Here is a 13,778-nt window from a genome sequence, read left to right on the forward strand (position 1 = left end):
TTATCGTGGAGTTTGTAAACTGTCAAATAATTTTTACCGTCGTTCTTTCATGAAAGTGCTAGGGTTAGTGCCATGCCATTTGCGAAATTGGTTGGTGAAGTGATTATAGTTTTGAAAACCAACGTCATAACAGACGTCCGAAGCGCTTCGCTGCGTATGCTCAAGCAGGAGAGCGGCCTGCTGAATCCGCATTCGATTGAGGGAATCAATGATGGAATAGCCTGTGCTGGCTTTAAAAAGATGAGCAAGCCGTGATGGGGAAAGCCCGACATGCTGGGCTAATTCTTCGATGCGGACGGGCTCGCGCATTTGCTGGGATAAGAGGTGGAGGACCTCTTCAATGCGAGGGTCCATGGTACGGCTTGTTTTCTGCGCCATGATGAGCAGGATTTCCCGCAAGGAGGAAAGGATCAGCTCAAACCAGTATTCCCCACGCTCTCTGGAATCCTGCAGGATGCGCGCGAAAGCTTGATAGATGCGTTCTCGGAGCGACTCGCTTTCTATAGTGAGGAAGAGATGATCTTCCTTAGGAAGCAGATTCGTTTCTGCGAGGATGGACGGAAAATGAGCCCAAACAAAGTGCCAATGATGACTTTTCCTCGTACCGTAATGCTGCGGTGTTCCTGGAGCAAGCAGCGTGAGATCCCCTGCTCGGCAGCGCCTTTCTGTTCCGCCATATTTGAAGTAACCTTCCCCGTCTAACGTGAAGCAAAGTAGCCAATCATTACGTCCTTCAGGGCGAATGGTGACATAAGAATCCGATTCACTGAAATGCCCCGCCAAGAAAGTGTTTGCTTCGATATTCATGAAGATTGCTCCTTCCTGAGAGCTTGATGCTGATTGAATTAAGTATAACAGAAAATAGCAGGATTGTAGGATTAATTAGCAGCATTCTTACTTCTGTGAGAGCGCTTTATTCGGTATGCTGAAAGCAGGAAGAATACAAGATAACTTGGAGGGAAGATAGAATGTCCAAAACATTGCTTAAACTAACCATAGAGCAAAAACAGCATTTTGAACGTGAAGGTTATTTGATTGTTAAAGGCTTATTTTCAGCGGAAAATTTGACCGAAATCGATGCCACATTTGAAGAGATTTCGATGCAGACGGTACCGGGATATTTTGAACCTGATCTGCAGGCAGATGCCTCCGACCCTCTGAAGCGTTACCCGCGTGTCATGCATCCGCACCGTTTCAATGAGACGGCCAAGAAGTATATGCTGCATCAGCCGGTGATGGAGGTGTTAGCTGATTTGTATGAGGAGGAAGCACTAGCTGCGCAAAGTATGTTCTATTACAAACCGCCAGGCTCTCGCGGTCAAGCGCTGCACCAGGATAACTTCTACTTGCAGGTTGAGCCTGGCAACTGTATTGCCGCATGGACAGCTATAGATGCCGCAGATGAGCAAAACGGCGGTCTACTCGTCGTGCCAAAAACGAATACGTTGGATCTTTCTTGCCCGGATCTTGCAGACGCCAAAGAATCGTTTACGACGCATTATGTGAAGCCGCCAAAAGACGAAAAGGCAATGCCTGTCGTCATGGATAGAGGCGATGTGCTGTTTTTTAACGGCAATCTGATCCACGGCTCGTATCGCAACAAAACGAAAGATCGCTTCCGCAGGGCGTTCATCTGCCATTATGCCAATGAATCCGCTACGCATATAAGCCAACATTATTGCCCTTTGTTCCGGCAAAACGGCGAAGCCGTCGATCTGGAAAATAACCCTAGCGGCGGACCTTGCGGGAATGAATTCGAAGCGGCTTATCCGCATTAAGGCGATATAATAAGCAGATAAATTAGGGACTGTTCCTCGACCAAATACGGGTCAGGGGGACGGTCCTTTTTACATTGCGGCTAGGAATTCATTTATTTAGTATGGAAAATTTTCAATTGTTTACAATAGGGGAGGGGTGATTGAATTGACGATGCAGGGATGGATTGCGGGTCTCATGCTTTTGATGCAGATGAATGAAATGGCGGATCAGACAACCAAAGATGGAAGTTCTCAAATTCAAGCGAATGTGCAGCGTGAGGCTTACAGAGTTGATTATGTTGATGTGCCGTTGATCAATAATGAAAGATTAGATCGTCTTGTGACCGAAATGGAGAAGAAAGCGTACCGGAAGCCTGTCAACGCGACGATTAGCGATGCGGGAGGAATTGTGAAAGAAATTCCAGGAGCGCAGTTGAATCGGCGTGCCTTCGTGGAACAATTTTACAAGCAATTTTACAGTGAAGGACCTTTGAAATTCGATGTTCCCGTGCTGACTATTTATCCGAAAGTAGATAGTGAGCTGCTTGCTAGCATCCGAGTACATCCAATCGGCTATTATGTGACGTATTTTAATTCCAATAATAAGCACCGTTTTACGAATATTAAGCTCGCTACTCAGGCGATTAACAATTACGTAGTTCTCCCGAACGAAACGTTCTCTTTTAACCGGGTGGTTGGTGTTCGTACGCGTGGAAAAGGTTATATGCCGGCCAAAGTCATTGTTAGAGGAGAGTTTTCCGAAGGGATTGGCGGCGGTATTTGTCAAATTTCTTCGACCCTTTATAATGCGGTGGATCGCGCAGGACTTACGATTGTAGAAAGGTACTCGCACAGCAGATCTGTACCCTACGTACCTTCAGGAAGAGACGCGACGGTGAATTGGGGTGGACCGGATTTTAGCTTCAAAAATAACTATAATCAGCCGATCCTCATCAGAGCGCAGGCTTTGCCGGGCAGAGTCTATGTCAGCATCTACTCCTCTGAGTTGATTAATCATAAGCCGCGGCACGTCCCGGGCGCTTCCAAAGCTATACCGGAAGAAATAACGGCGGGTGCAGACGCAGAGAATTCAAATTCGTAGACTTTGAGAGGTCAATATATGCATATTTCGCAAAATTAAAGCAAAAAATCACAAGACTTCACTCCCACCTTCGGCTAAAATAAAGGGCAGATCATTCAGGTCGAGAAAGGTGGAAATTCGCTTTATGAAAACGTTTTTAGATGAAAACTTCCTACTTACTAATGAAACCGCTGTTCATTTGTTCCACGAATATGCCAAAGATCTGCCGATTATTGACTATCACTGCCACTTGAGCCCAAAAGAGATTTATGAAAATAAACAATTCAATAACATTACGGAAGCTTGGTTATACGGCGACCACTATAAGTGGAGAATGATGCGCGCTAACGGCGTTGAGGAGAATAAAGTTACTGGAGAAGCTAGCGATTATGATCGTTTCGTTGCTTGGGCAGGTACGCTGCCAATGGCAATCGGCAACCCGCTTTACCACTGGTCCCACATGGAGCTTCGTACATACTTTGGTGTGAATGACCTGATCAATGAACAGAATGCGCCTGCCATTTGGGAAAAAGTGAACGCGAAGCTGGCTGAAGGCGGTTCACGCGCCAGAGACCTGATCACGAATTCCAAAGTAACCGTAATCTGCACGACGGACGATCCGGTTGATTCCTTGGAGTATCACATCAAAATCAAAGAAATCAAAGATTTCCAAACCCAAGTGCTGCCGTCTTACCGTCCTGACAAGGCGCTCGAAATCAACCGAGCTACGTTCCTCCCGTGGATCGCTCAACTGGAAAAATCGGCTGACATCACGATCTCTTCCTATGATGACCTGCTTGCAGGACTTGAGAGCAGAGCTGAATTCTTTCATTCCGTGGGCTGTAAAGTGTCTGACCATGCTTTGGATTACGTGCCTTTTGCGGTGGCGACCAAAGAAGAAGTTGAACAGATTTTCAAATCGGCCTTGGCTGGTAACGCAGTTAGTCTGGAAGATGAGAAAAAATATAAAGCATTCACTTTGTTGTTCCTAGGCGGCGTTTATAAAAAGCTGGATTGGGCGATGCAGTACCATATCAACGCGTCCCGTAACAATAATGGACAAGCTTTTGCAACACTCGGACCGGACACTGGTTTCGATTCCATCAACGATAGCGCTGTAGCTAGCGCGCTTACTGGTTTGCTGTCTTCCCTGGCTGTAGCGGATTCGCTGCCAAGAACGATCCTTTACTCATTGAACGCACGCGACAATGAAATTCTTGCTTCGCTGATGGGCAGCTTCCAAGGCGACGGGATCCCGGGCAAAATCCAGCTTGGCGCCGCTTGGTGGTATAATGACACAAAAGACGGCATGGTTTCGCAGATGAAATCGCTCGGCAATTTCGGTTTGCTTGGCCGTTTCGTCGGAATGCTCACCGACTCCAGAAGCTTCTTGTCGTACACGAGACATGATTATTTCCGCAGAATTTTGTGCAACATGATCGGCGAGTGGGTTGAAGATGGCGAGTTCCCGAACGATGATCAGCTGCTCAAGCAATTGGTTCAAGGCATTTCCTATAATAACGCGAAACAATATTTTGGGTTTTAAATGAAAAAGGCTTCCCACAAGTAGAGTTATCTGCTTGTGGGGAGCCTTTTTTGGTTTTGGTGGATGCGCGGCTTGGCGTGCTTGTGAGCAGCTGCGGGAAGAGGGCAGTGAGGCATGGGCCGCGAACTGGCGGGCAGTATAGCGTCCAGCTACTAGTAAGCGTAAGCAGCAACCACGAAGCGACAACAATGTGCAACGAGCGATGAGCGACCAGCAACTCAAAACAACTAGTCACAAGCCATACTCTCAAGTAGCATCCACCAATACCACTTTTTCCATTTATTCTCATCTAATCTCCATCCATTCGCATCCAACACGATCCACCTGCCCACTACTGGCTCAACCGCATCAACTTCCGACACTCAAGCGGCGTCTGTGAGGTGACCTGCTTAAAAACGCGGCCGAAATGGGCGACACTATCAAAACCCGATTGCTCCGCAATGTGAATCACCTTCAGCTTCGTTTCTCTTAGCAGCCGCTGAGCTTCCCGAATCCGCACATTGTTCAAATATTCAACGAATGAGAAACCCGTCGTCTCTTTAAAAGAACGGCAAAAATAGCTGGGACTGATATAAAACGTCTCCGAGATCGAAGCAAGCGTCAGCCGATTCCGATAATGCTCATTGATAAAGGCCACAATCTCGAAAATTTTGGGATTGTGGGATTGTGGCGCGTGATCTTGAGCCGTGCTGATCTTATCAGTCAGGCGCGAGCAGAAGATCAACAGCTGCGTAAACAATGCGCGGCTGTTTAATTGCCAACCACCGAGCGCTTGCTGCTGTTCCCGAAGCAGTTGAAACAGCAGATTCTCAACCAGGGTACGATTCGTACCGTTCAGCGAGAATACATGCTGTTTTTGCACAAAAGGCACAAGCAGGTGCGTGGACGCATCCTCACCAATAGAGCGAATCCATCTATCATCGAAACTGAGCAAAATACGCTCGTGAGTCTCGGCATCGACATTTCGCGTTTTGTGCAGCTGATTTTTATCGATAAAAACGAGATCGCCTTCTTGGATGAAGTACGAACGATCTTGTATAAAGTAGTAGCGTTTGCCACTCAGCAAATAGTAGATTTCATAATGATCATGGAAATGATTCACTTGCATGGAGTAGGGCCGATCTCTGCGCAGTCTTTCAATTTCATATTGGATCACAAGGGCCACCTCTTCGATCACTCAAACTAAAATGTACTGTTATTATAGCAAAATATGCAAAGATTGAAAGACATTAGATAAGATTTGATTAGAAACACAGCAAATATTGTATTAATCTTGAGGTAAGAAAACTTATTCTCGAGAGGGGCTTAACCGGTTATGAAAAAACGTTATGCAGTCGTCGGCACCGGAGGACGGGCCGAATTTTTCTATGGCGCTATTGTAAGGGATTTCCAAGATACATCTGAACTGGTTGCAATCTGCGATATTAATCAAACGAGAATGGATTTTACGAACGGTTTGCTGCAAAAAAAATATGAATATAAGGCTGTACCCACTTATAAAGCGCATGAATTCGAAGAAATGATCCGTAGAGAAAAGCCGGATTATGTCATTGTAACTTCCGTTGATCGCACGCACCACACGTACATTATTAAAGCGATGGAGCTAGGTTGCGATGTTATTTCGGAGAAACCGATGACCGTGGATGAAGAGAAGTGTCAAGAGATTCTCGATGCGATCAAGCGGACAGGTCGTCAGCTTCGCGTAACCTTCAATTACCGCTATGCACCGCACAATACGAAAATCCGCGAGCTGATTATGGATGGAACCATTGGTGACGTTCACTCCGTGCATTTCGAATGGCTGCTTAATACCCAGCATGGCGCGGATTATTTCCGCAGATGGCACCGGGATAAGCGCAATGGCGGCGGTCTGCTCGTGCACAAATCGACGCATCATTTTGACCTTGTGAACTTCTGGTTGGGAACGCGTCCTGAAACCGTTTATGCAATGGGCGGATTGATGTTCTACGGTAGAGAAAATGCGGAGAAACGCGGAGAAACCAAGTTCTATCAACGTGCGACAGGCAATGAGAATGCGAAGGATGATCCTTTTGCGCTGCATTTGGATAAAAACGAGCACCTCAAAGGCTTATATTTAAATGCGGAGCATGAAGACGGTTATCAGCGCGATCAAAGCGTCTTCGGCGACGGTATTAACATCGAAGATACGATGGGCGTTATGGTTCGCTACAAAAATAAAGCGATTCTGACCTACTCTTTGAATGCTTACATGCCATGGGAAGGCTTTAATGTGCATATTAACGGCAGCAAAGGCCGTATAGAAATGAAAGTCGTTGAGCAATCGTACGTCAATTCCGGCGGTAAAAAAGAAGACGAAGGTGCTTTGAAGGAGAAAACGATCAAAGTGTTCCCTATGTTCGCAGCGCCTTATCAGGTTCAAATCGAAGAAGGCGTTGGCGGTCACGGTGGCGGAGATCCGGTGCTACTTCGCGATATTTTCGAAAAAGCATCAGACGATCGCTTCCAAAGAGCAGCTTCTCATGTGGATGGTGCTATGTCCATTCTTACAGGCATCGCTGGCAACATTTCACTGCGCACAGGACAACCCGTTGCCGTGGATAAGTTAGTCACTTTTTAGCAAATGAGAGTGAGGCGACGGTATGTGGAATCCAGATGCCATCATGGAGAATCTCTATCTCTCCTATGAGCAGAAACGTCAAGCGCAGATGAGGGAAGAGAGCGCTGAGCAGACTAGGGAAAGGCTTAAGCAAGGGCTGGCCAGTTCGTTGCAGATAGGTTTGATGACGAAGGATGAGCTTCGCCCTGTTCTCCTTGAGCGTGTCGAACGGAAGGATCATATTCAGGAGCGAATCGAATTTGGGACGGTGTCGGGATTCCGTGTCCCTGCTTACGTGCTGATCCCCAAGGGGAAAAAGGAGAGATCAGCCGCAGTCCTTGCCCTGCATGGGCATGGCTATGGCAGTAGGCAGATATCGGGTATGCATGCGGATGGCACCGAAAATACCGGAGAACCGGATTCTCATGGCAATTATGCGCTTGAATTAGTGAGACGCGGCTTTATCGTCATGGTGCCGGAAATTATCGGTTTCGGCGATCGAAGGTTGGCTGAGGAACTGAAGGATGGGAAAGTTGGCAACTCCTCTTGCCAAGCACTTGCTTCCCATCTGATGCTGTACGGCATTTCACTCGCAGGGCTGCGCGTGCGGGAAGCGCAGCGGGCCATCGATTATCTGCTGACACGCGAGGATGTCGAAGGCGGCAGCGTAGGCTGCTTTGGCTTCTCAGGAGGCGCCTTAGTTGCTTCTTACGCAGCGGCTTTGGATGAACGCGTCAAGGCTACCGTGTTATGCGCATTTGCGAATACGTTCAAGGGAAGTATTATGCATCTTCGGCATTGCATCGACAACTACTTGCCAGGCGCGCTGGCCTATGCGGAGCTGCCTGACTTAATAGGGTTAATTGCACCGCGTTCGTTATTCATTGCTTCTGGCAGGCAGGATCGGATTTTCCCGGTTGCTACGGTGGAAGTGGCGATTGAGCAGTTGAAGGCTGAGTTTACGAAATTTGGTGCGGCTGAGCGGTTGGGATTCCATTTGTATGAAGGTAAACACGAAGTAAATGGGAGTCAGGCGTATCCTTGGCTTGTTGAGGCTATGAGTAAAGAGCTGTCCGGTTATTAACCGGCGGCTCTTTTTGCTTTCTATCGCTATCGTTCTATGCTACCCTTTAGGGAGAGTTAACAAGGTGGTGTGCCTCTTTTGAAAAGAATATTAATTACAGGATATAAAGCATCAGAGCTAGGCATTTTTTCATTAAAACATCCAGGCATTGCGATTATTAAAAAAGCGATTCAAAAGAGACTCACTCCGCTGATTGAAGAGGGACTTGAGTGGGTGGTTGTCAGTGGCGGATGGGGTGTCGAGTTATGGGCGGCGGAAGCCGTTCTTGACCTTAGAGCCAGCACCTATCCAGAGCTCAAATTGGCCGTAATCACGCCTTTTTTGGAGCAAGAAGAGAAGTGGAGCGACGATAAAAAGAATAGCTACACGAGCGTTATAACTCGGGCTAATTACGTAAATAGCATCACGAAAACGAAATATGAGGGACCTTGGCAGTTTAAGGAACGGGACAAGTTCCTGCTGCGTAATTCGGACGGCATACTTCTTGTCTATGATGAGGATACAGAAGGGTCTCCGAAGTTCATGAAACTGCAAGCTGCCCAGATTGCGGCTAATCACGACTACCCAATCATCACGATTAATGCCAGCGATTTGCAAAATGTCGCCGAAGATGAACAGGATGTTGAGCACGGCGATCAGTGGGGGGACATGGAAGCCAAGCATCCAAATGCTCCCGCTGATTATGAGGAAATTTAAGAATTTTGCCTTTTACGCACGGGCGGCTTCTGGCAGCATGTCGACAAAAGCGCTCAATGAACTGCTAATAAAAGCATCCTTGCGCGTGATAAATTCCGTTTTGATAAAACGGTAAGGCTCTGGAATCGCAAAGGTGCGGATTAAACCTTCCCTTTCTTGTTTCTGTATGACAGCTTTGGGCATGAGCGAGATCCCCAGTCCCGCGGATATTCCCCCAATAATGGCTTCAAGCATACCGAATTCCATCATGATTGGTTGTGTTTTGCCAATGGACTGTAGCCACTGATCCAGAACGTCGCGATAGGAACAGCCTGTATTGAAGACAAGAATAGGCTTCGTCAAAGCTTCGGAAAGTGTGGCAACGCCAGGACCGGCAGCGACGACCAATTCCTCTTCATATGCCTGAGTGGACTGCAAGTCAGGATGTGTACAGGAACAACCGATGAAAGCGCCATCGAGCTCATAGTGAAGTACTTTTTCAATCAAAAATTGCGTATGCCCAGTAGTTAAAGAGAGCTGTACATTAGAGTGCTGCTCGTAGTAAGAGGCAAGCAGTTTGGGGAGGCGGACCGCTGCAGCGGTCTGTGTGGAGCCAATCAAGAGCGGACCGCTAGGTTCACCTGTTGAAGAAAGTGCCAGGAACGCCTCATCGAGCAGACCGACGATTTTATCTGCATATGTCAGCAAGGTTTTACCGCTAGAAGTTAAGGACATGCCTCGATTATGACGGGAAAAGAGGACCGTTTGCAGTTCAGATTCCAACTGTTGAATCCGAGCGGTAATATTGGATTGTACGTAACCGAGGCGTCCCGCAGCTTTGGTAACGGAACCCTCCCGGGCAACCATTTGAAACACTCGCAAATCTGAGCTTTCCATCGTTATGATCCTCCTGTGCGTATATTTGAATGTCTTTGATATCATTAATTGTGATTTCAAATATCTTTAGCAATCATTATACATAATTCCAACCCTCCTTTACAATGAGATCATCTTGTTGATAGGGAGGTTTTTTAAGATGAACAAATATAAATATATAGCTCTTATTCTTGTCACAACATTTGTGATGGGGGTCGCTTTTCCCGTAGGTAAGGTCGGGCTCGATTATTCGACGCCGTTCTTTCTGATGGGTATCCGCTTTGCTCTAGCTGGAGGAATTTTAGCGCTCATCGTGAGGAAAAAGCCACGGCCCTCCAGTTTGAAAATGTGGGGGCAAGCGGGCTTGATCGGCTTATTGCAATCAGCGGGTGTGATGGGCTGCGCCTATTACAGCATGCATTGGATTAGTTCAGGTGAGTCTTCGATCATCACTTGTACGAACCCTCTGCTCGTAATCGTCTTAGGCACTTTCCTGACAGGAGCCAAATATCGAGGGCGGCAATGGCTCGGTGTAGCGCTTGGTTTCATTGGAGTGGTCGTTACCTTCGGACTACAATTGAACTTCCAGGCAGGCATGTTGATCGGCTTTCTCGGTGCCATATTTTTTGCTGCATCTACGTTGCTCATTAAACAGTGGGGAGCTAGTTTCGATATGACGGTGCTGGCCGCGTATCAAATGCTTGCGGGAGGCATTGCGCTTCTTCTTCTGGGAGCGGTGACTGAACATCCGCATTTCTCCTTTACGCCGACGTCTGTAGTCGTAATGCTCTGGCTTGTCATTATGGGGTCAATTGTGCAATTCTCCTTATGGTTTTATCTGCTTCGCAGCGGAGACCCTGCCAAAACGAGTGCATTCTTGTTCTTAGTTCCCGTGTTCGGGCTGCTCTCTAGCTGGCTGCTGCTTGGTGAGAAGGTCGCTTGGTATGTCGGTTTGGGCGGTGCTTTTATTTGTGTGGGCATCTTTTTGGTGAATTGGGAGGGGAAGGCGCGCTCGGGAGAGCGATTGGTGCGAGCTCGGTAATGGGAACCCACCACTGAGCCATCCATAAAGGCCGTCTCGTGCCCACCGCGCGCGAAACCAGCCCCTGAGAGTGCCGAAAAGGCCCTCTCAGCAGCGAAAACCAGCATTCAGCGGGGAATCCACCGCTGAGCCGTCCTTAAAGGCCGTCTCGCGCCCCCCGCGCGCGAAACCAGCCCCTGAGAGTGCCGAAAAGGCCCTCTCAGCAGCGAAAACCAGCGTCCAGCGGGGAATCCACCGCTGAGCCGTCCTTAAAGGCCGTCTCGCGCCCCCCGCGTGCGAAACCAATCCCTGAGAGTGCCGAAAAGGCCCTCTCAGCAGCGAAACCAGCGTCCAGCGGGGAATCCACCGCTGAGCCGTCCTTAAAGGCCGTCTCGCGCCCCCCGCGAGCGAAACCAGCCCCTGAGAATGCCGAAAAGGCTCTCTCAGCAGCAAATATTCAAGTTTCATCGGAATTCATCCAATGAGAGCTCGTAGAGGACATGGTGTTTGCTGTGTCTACTACGACCCTTACAGAGGGAGGGAACTACACGCCGCTATTTTACAGAAAAGCTGCATTTTCCACCAGTCAGGGGAACTACGGTCTGCTATTTTGCCAATTTCACCCTTAAAGCGTGACATGGAGGGGAATAAGATCCTGTAGTTCCGCTCAGAGAGGAAATAGCTTGTTTCCCTCTGAATAGGGGACTCAAGTTCCCCTAAAATGAGCACTAGCGGGGTTCACGTTAGGTTTCTTTAAATTTGTTATTGGCAAATGAGACGGGAGTTGGTTGTATGGAGATTAGAGTGTGAGATGGTGGAAGGTTAGTAAAAGTAGCTAACACCAATGCCTGACGGAGTTTGATCCGTCGGGCTTTTTATGTTGGTCTTCGAAGATGCGATGAGCCTCCTCAAATGAGGTGTTTACCGTTCTTTTCAACAAAGAAAAACAAAGATAAAAATAATGATTCAAAAATAAACAAAGATGTGGTACGATAAATCCATCAAAAACAAACACATCATGGGATGTGAAGAGGAGAGACTTTGGGCAGCGCTCAGAGATCCCTATACTAGGAGGATACTTATGGTTGCGAATTTGTGGGAAGCAGAAAAGGCGAACAACGTATCAAAAGGCGTAGAGGAATTGGTTTACCGCTCCAATTTACTAGGAACAGATCGTGCTGTTGCGAACTGGGGCGGAGGTAATACGTCCTACAAAACAATCGAAAAAGATTTCCGTGGTCGTGACGTTGAAGTGATGTGGGTCAAGGGAAGCGGTTCTGACCTTGCGACGATGAAAGCAAAGAATTTCACAGGTCTTCGTATGGAAGACATTCGTCCTTTGTACGAAAGAGACGAAATGTCCGACGAGGAAATGGTTGCTTACCTTGTGAACTGCATGATCGACAGCAAACATCCGCGTGCTTCTATTGAAACACTTTTGCATGCATTCTTGCCGTTCAAACACGTAGATCACACGCATCCGGATGCGATTATCTCGCTATGCTGCGCACACAATGGCCGTGAGCTGGCGAAAGAAATCTATGGCGACCGCTTCGTATGGGTACCTTATGTACGTCCTGGTTTCACACTTTCCAAAATGATTGCTGAAGGCGTAAGAAACAATCCAAATGCTGAGCTAGTATTGATGGAGAAGCACGGTCTGGTCACTTGGGGCGAAACGTCCGAGGAGAGCTATCTCAAAACACTTGCAATCATCAATGAAGCTGAAAGTTTTATCGAAGCGCGGGTTAATGTGGACAACTTGTACGGCGGTTCCAAATATGAGTCTCTTTCCGATTCCGAGCGCAACGACATTTTGGCGCAAGTACTGCCAACGGTTCGCGGAGCTGTAAGCAAAGAGAAGAAAATGATCCTCACCGTGGACAGCGCTGACGATGTAGTGAAGTTCGTTAACAGCAAAGATGCAGCCATTCTGTCTCAAGTAGGCGCAGCTTGCCCGGATCACTTGGTCCATACAAAAATGAAGCCGCTATACATCGACTGGAATCCGAATTCCCGTGATGCTGCTTCCCTGACGGAAGCTTTGCAAGCTGGTATTGCTGCATACAAAGAAGAGTACAAAGCGTACTTCGAGCGCAACAAAAATGAAGGCGATGTTATTTTCGAAACGGCTCCTCGCGTTATTTTGATCCCAGGTATCGGGATGATTAACACAGGCAAAAGCTGGGCTATGGCGCAAGTCAGCGGCGCGCTTTACCACCGTGCAATCTCCGTTATGAGAGGCGCTACAGCCCTTGGAACTTTCGTTTCCTTGAGCGAAAATGAGTCTTACAACGTAGAATACTGGCCGCTTGAATTATACAAATTGACACTTGCACCTGCAGAAGCGGAATTCTCCCGCAAAATTGCCTTCATCACTGGCGGCGCGGGCGGAATCGGCAGCGTAACAGCTCGTCAATTCCTCAAAGAAGGCGCACATGTTGTGCTGGCGGACTTGAATCTAGAAGGCGCGCAGAAATTGGCGGCTGAGCTGAACGAGCAATACGGCGAGAACAGAGCCATTGCTGTAAAAATGGATGTAACGAAAGAAGAAGAAGTGGAAGCGGCTTACCGCGATTCGATCCTTAGCTATGGCGGTATTGATGTTATCGTGAATAACGCTGGTCTAGCGACATCAAGTCCATTCGATGAAACGTCCCTTAAAGAGTGGAACCTGAACATGAACGTGCTCAGCACAGGATATTTCTTGGTAGCTAGAGAAGCTTTTAAAATTATGAAAAAGCAAAATGTTGGCGGCAGCATGGTATTCGTCGGCTCCAAAAACTCGGTGTTTGCAGGTAAAAATGCCTCTGCTTACTCAACAGCGAAAGCGGCTGAAATTCACTTGGCACGTTGTATCGCAGCTGAAGGCGGCGAATACGGTATTCGCGTGAACTCCGTACTACCGGATGCGATTCTCCAAGGTTCCGCAATTTGGAATTCCAACTGGCGCAATGAGCGCGCAGCGGCTTACGGCATTGAACCCGATCAACTCGAAGAGCACTACCGCAAAAGAACGACATTGCTTGTTAACATTTTCCCGAAAGACGTTGCAGAAGCTATCGTATACTTCTCATCTTCCAAGGCAGAGAAAACGACAGGCTGCATGATAACCGTTGACGGTGGCGTTCCGGCTGCATTCACCCGCTAATCCGTACCA

The 13,778-nt window shown here is 47.9% G+C and carries 11 protein-coding genes; 8 read left to right on the forward strand and 3 right to left on the reverse strand.

Going from position 1 to position 13,778, the window contains the following annotated elements; translation table 11 throughout:
* Window positions 1-33: 33 nt before the first annotated feature.
* A complete protein-coding gene (locus AC58VC_RS14120; protein WP_497369389.1) occupies window positions 34-807 on the reverse strand; it encodes a helix-turn-helix domain-containing protein in 774 nt (257 codons plus the stop codon).
* 161 nt (window positions 808-968) lie between these two features.
* On the opposite strand from AC58VC_RS14120, the gene AC58VC_RS14125 reads away from it, so the two are divergent.
* The 3 genes from AC58VC_RS14125 to uxaC all read left to right on the forward strand — a co-directional run bounded on the left by AC58VC_RS14125 (window position 969) and on the right by uxaC (window position 4,384).
* The gene (locus AC58VC_RS14125; protein WP_497369390.1) at window positions 969-1,778 is read left to right on the forward strand and encodes a phytanoyl-CoA dioxygenase family protein; all 810 of its coding nucleotides are present in this window, start codon (window positions 969-971) and stop codon (window positions 1,776-1,778) included.
* Between the two features lie 151 nt (window positions 1,779-1,929).
* Complete coding sequence (locus tag AC58VC_RS14130; RefSeq protein ID WP_497369804.1) at window positions 1,930-2,859, forward strand: VanW family protein; 930 nt, start codon at window positions 1,930-1,932, stop codon at window positions 2,857-2,859.
* Between the two features lie 124 nt (window positions 2,860-2,983).
* Complete coding sequence (uxaC, locus tag AC58VC_RS14135; RefSeq protein ID WP_497369391.1) at window positions 2,984-4,384, forward strand: glucuronate isomerase; 1,401 nt, start codon at window positions 2,984-2,986, stop codon at window positions 4,382-4,384.
* A 331-nt stretch (window positions 4,385-4,715) separates the two neighbouring features.
* Here uxaC and AC58VC_RS14140 read toward each other — a convergent pair whose 3' ends face one another.
* Window positions 4,716-5,540, reverse strand: a complete 825-nt coding sequence (locus AC58VC_RS14140) for a helix-turn-helix transcriptional regulator (RefSeq protein ID WP_497369392.1) — start codon at window positions 5,538-5,540, stop codon at window positions 4,716-4,718.
* A 159-nt stretch (window positions 5,541-5,699) separates the two neighbouring features.
* Here AC58VC_RS14140 and AC58VC_RS14145 point away from each other — a divergent pair, with 159 nt between their 5' ends.
* The 3 genes from AC58VC_RS14145 to AC58VC_RS14155 all read left to right on the forward strand — a co-directional run bounded on the left by AC58VC_RS14145 (window position 5,700) and on the right by AC58VC_RS14155 (window position 8,742).
* Complete coding sequence (locus AC58VC_RS14145; RefSeq protein WP_477501826.1) at window positions 5,700-6,983, forward strand: Gfo/Idh/MocA family protein; 1,284 nt, start codon at window positions 5,700-5,702, stop codon at window positions 6,981-6,983.
* A gap of 22 nt (window positions 6,984-7,005) precedes the next feature.
* Window positions 7,006-8,046 (forward strand): dienelactone hydrolase family protein, encoded by a 1,041-nt coding sequence (locus tag AC58VC_RS14150; protein ID WP_497369393.1) that lies wholly within the window; start codon window positions 7,006-7,008, stop codon window positions 8,044-8,046.
* A gap of 78 nt (window positions 8,047-8,124) precedes the next feature.
* Window positions 8,125-8,742 carry an SLOG family protein gene (locus tag AC58VC_RS14155; RefSeq protein WP_497369394.1) on the forward strand — a complete coding sequence of 206 codons (618 nt, stop codon included), beginning with the start codon at window positions 8,125-8,127 and terminating at the stop codon, window positions 8,740-8,742.
* Between the two features lie 12 nt (window positions 8,743-8,754).
* Here AC58VC_RS14155 and AC58VC_RS14160 read toward each other — a convergent pair whose 3' ends face one another.
* Complete coding sequence (locus AC58VC_RS14160; RefSeq protein ID WP_497369395.1) at window positions 8,755-9,618, reverse strand: LysR family transcriptional regulator; 864 nt, start codon at window positions 9,616-9,618, stop codon at window positions 8,755-8,757.
* A gap of 139 nt (window positions 9,619-9,757) precedes the next feature.
* Between AC58VC_RS14160 and AC58VC_RS14165 the strand changes: the two genes are divergently transcribed.
* Window positions 9,758-10,639 (forward strand): DMT family transporter, encoded by an 882-nt coding sequence (locus AC58VC_RS14165; RefSeq protein ID WP_497369396.1) that lies wholly within the window; start codon window positions 9,758-9,760, stop codon window positions 10,637-10,639.
* Between the two features lie 1,060 nt (window positions 10,640-11,699).
* Window positions 11,700-13,769, forward strand: coding sequence for a bifunctional aldolase/short-chain dehydrogenase (locus tag AC58VC_RS14170; RefSeq protein ID WP_497369397.1), 2,070 nt, complete (start codon window positions 11,700-11,702; stop codon window positions 13,767-13,769).
* The last annotated feature ends 9 nt before the right edge of the window (window positions 13,770-13,778 follow it).

The organism is Paenibacillus sp. J22R67, assembly GCF_059692175.1.

Coding starts and splice junctions, on each gene's coding strand:
- AC58VC_RS14120 (WP_497369389.1), bottom strand. CDS start 807: ATGAATATCGAAGCAAACACTTTCTTGGCGGGGCATTTCAGTGAATCG.
- AC58VC_RS14125 (WP_497369390.1), top strand. CDS start 969: ATGTCCAAAACATTGCTTAAACTAACCATAGAGCAAAAACAGCATTTT.
- AC58VC_RS14130 (WP_497369804.1), top strand. CDS start 1,930: ATGCAGGGATGGATTGCGGGTCTCATGCTTTTGATGCAGATGAATGAA.
- uxaC (WP_497369391.1), top strand. CDS start 2,984: ATGAAAACGTTTTTAGATGAAAACTTCCTACTTACTAATGAAACCGCT.
- AC58VC_RS14145 (WP_477501826.1), top strand. CDS start 5,700: ATGAAAAAACGTTATGCAGTCGTCGGCACCGGAGGACGGGCCGAATTT.
- AC58VC_RS14150 (WP_497369393.1), top strand. CDS start 7,006: ATGTGGAATCCAGATGCCATCATGGAGAATCTCTATCTCTCCTATGAG.
- AC58VC_RS14160 (WP_497369395.1), bottom strand. CDS start 9,618: ATGGAAAGCTCAGATTTGCGAGTGTTTCAAATGGTTGCCCGGGAGGGT.
- AC58VC_RS14165 (WP_497369396.1), top strand. CDS start 9,758: ATGAACAAATATAAATATATAGCTCTTATTCTTGTCACAACATTTGTG.
- AC58VC_RS14170 (WP_497369397.1), top strand. CDS start 11,700: ATGGTTGCGAATTTGTGGGAAGCAGAAAAGGCGAACAACGTATCAAAA.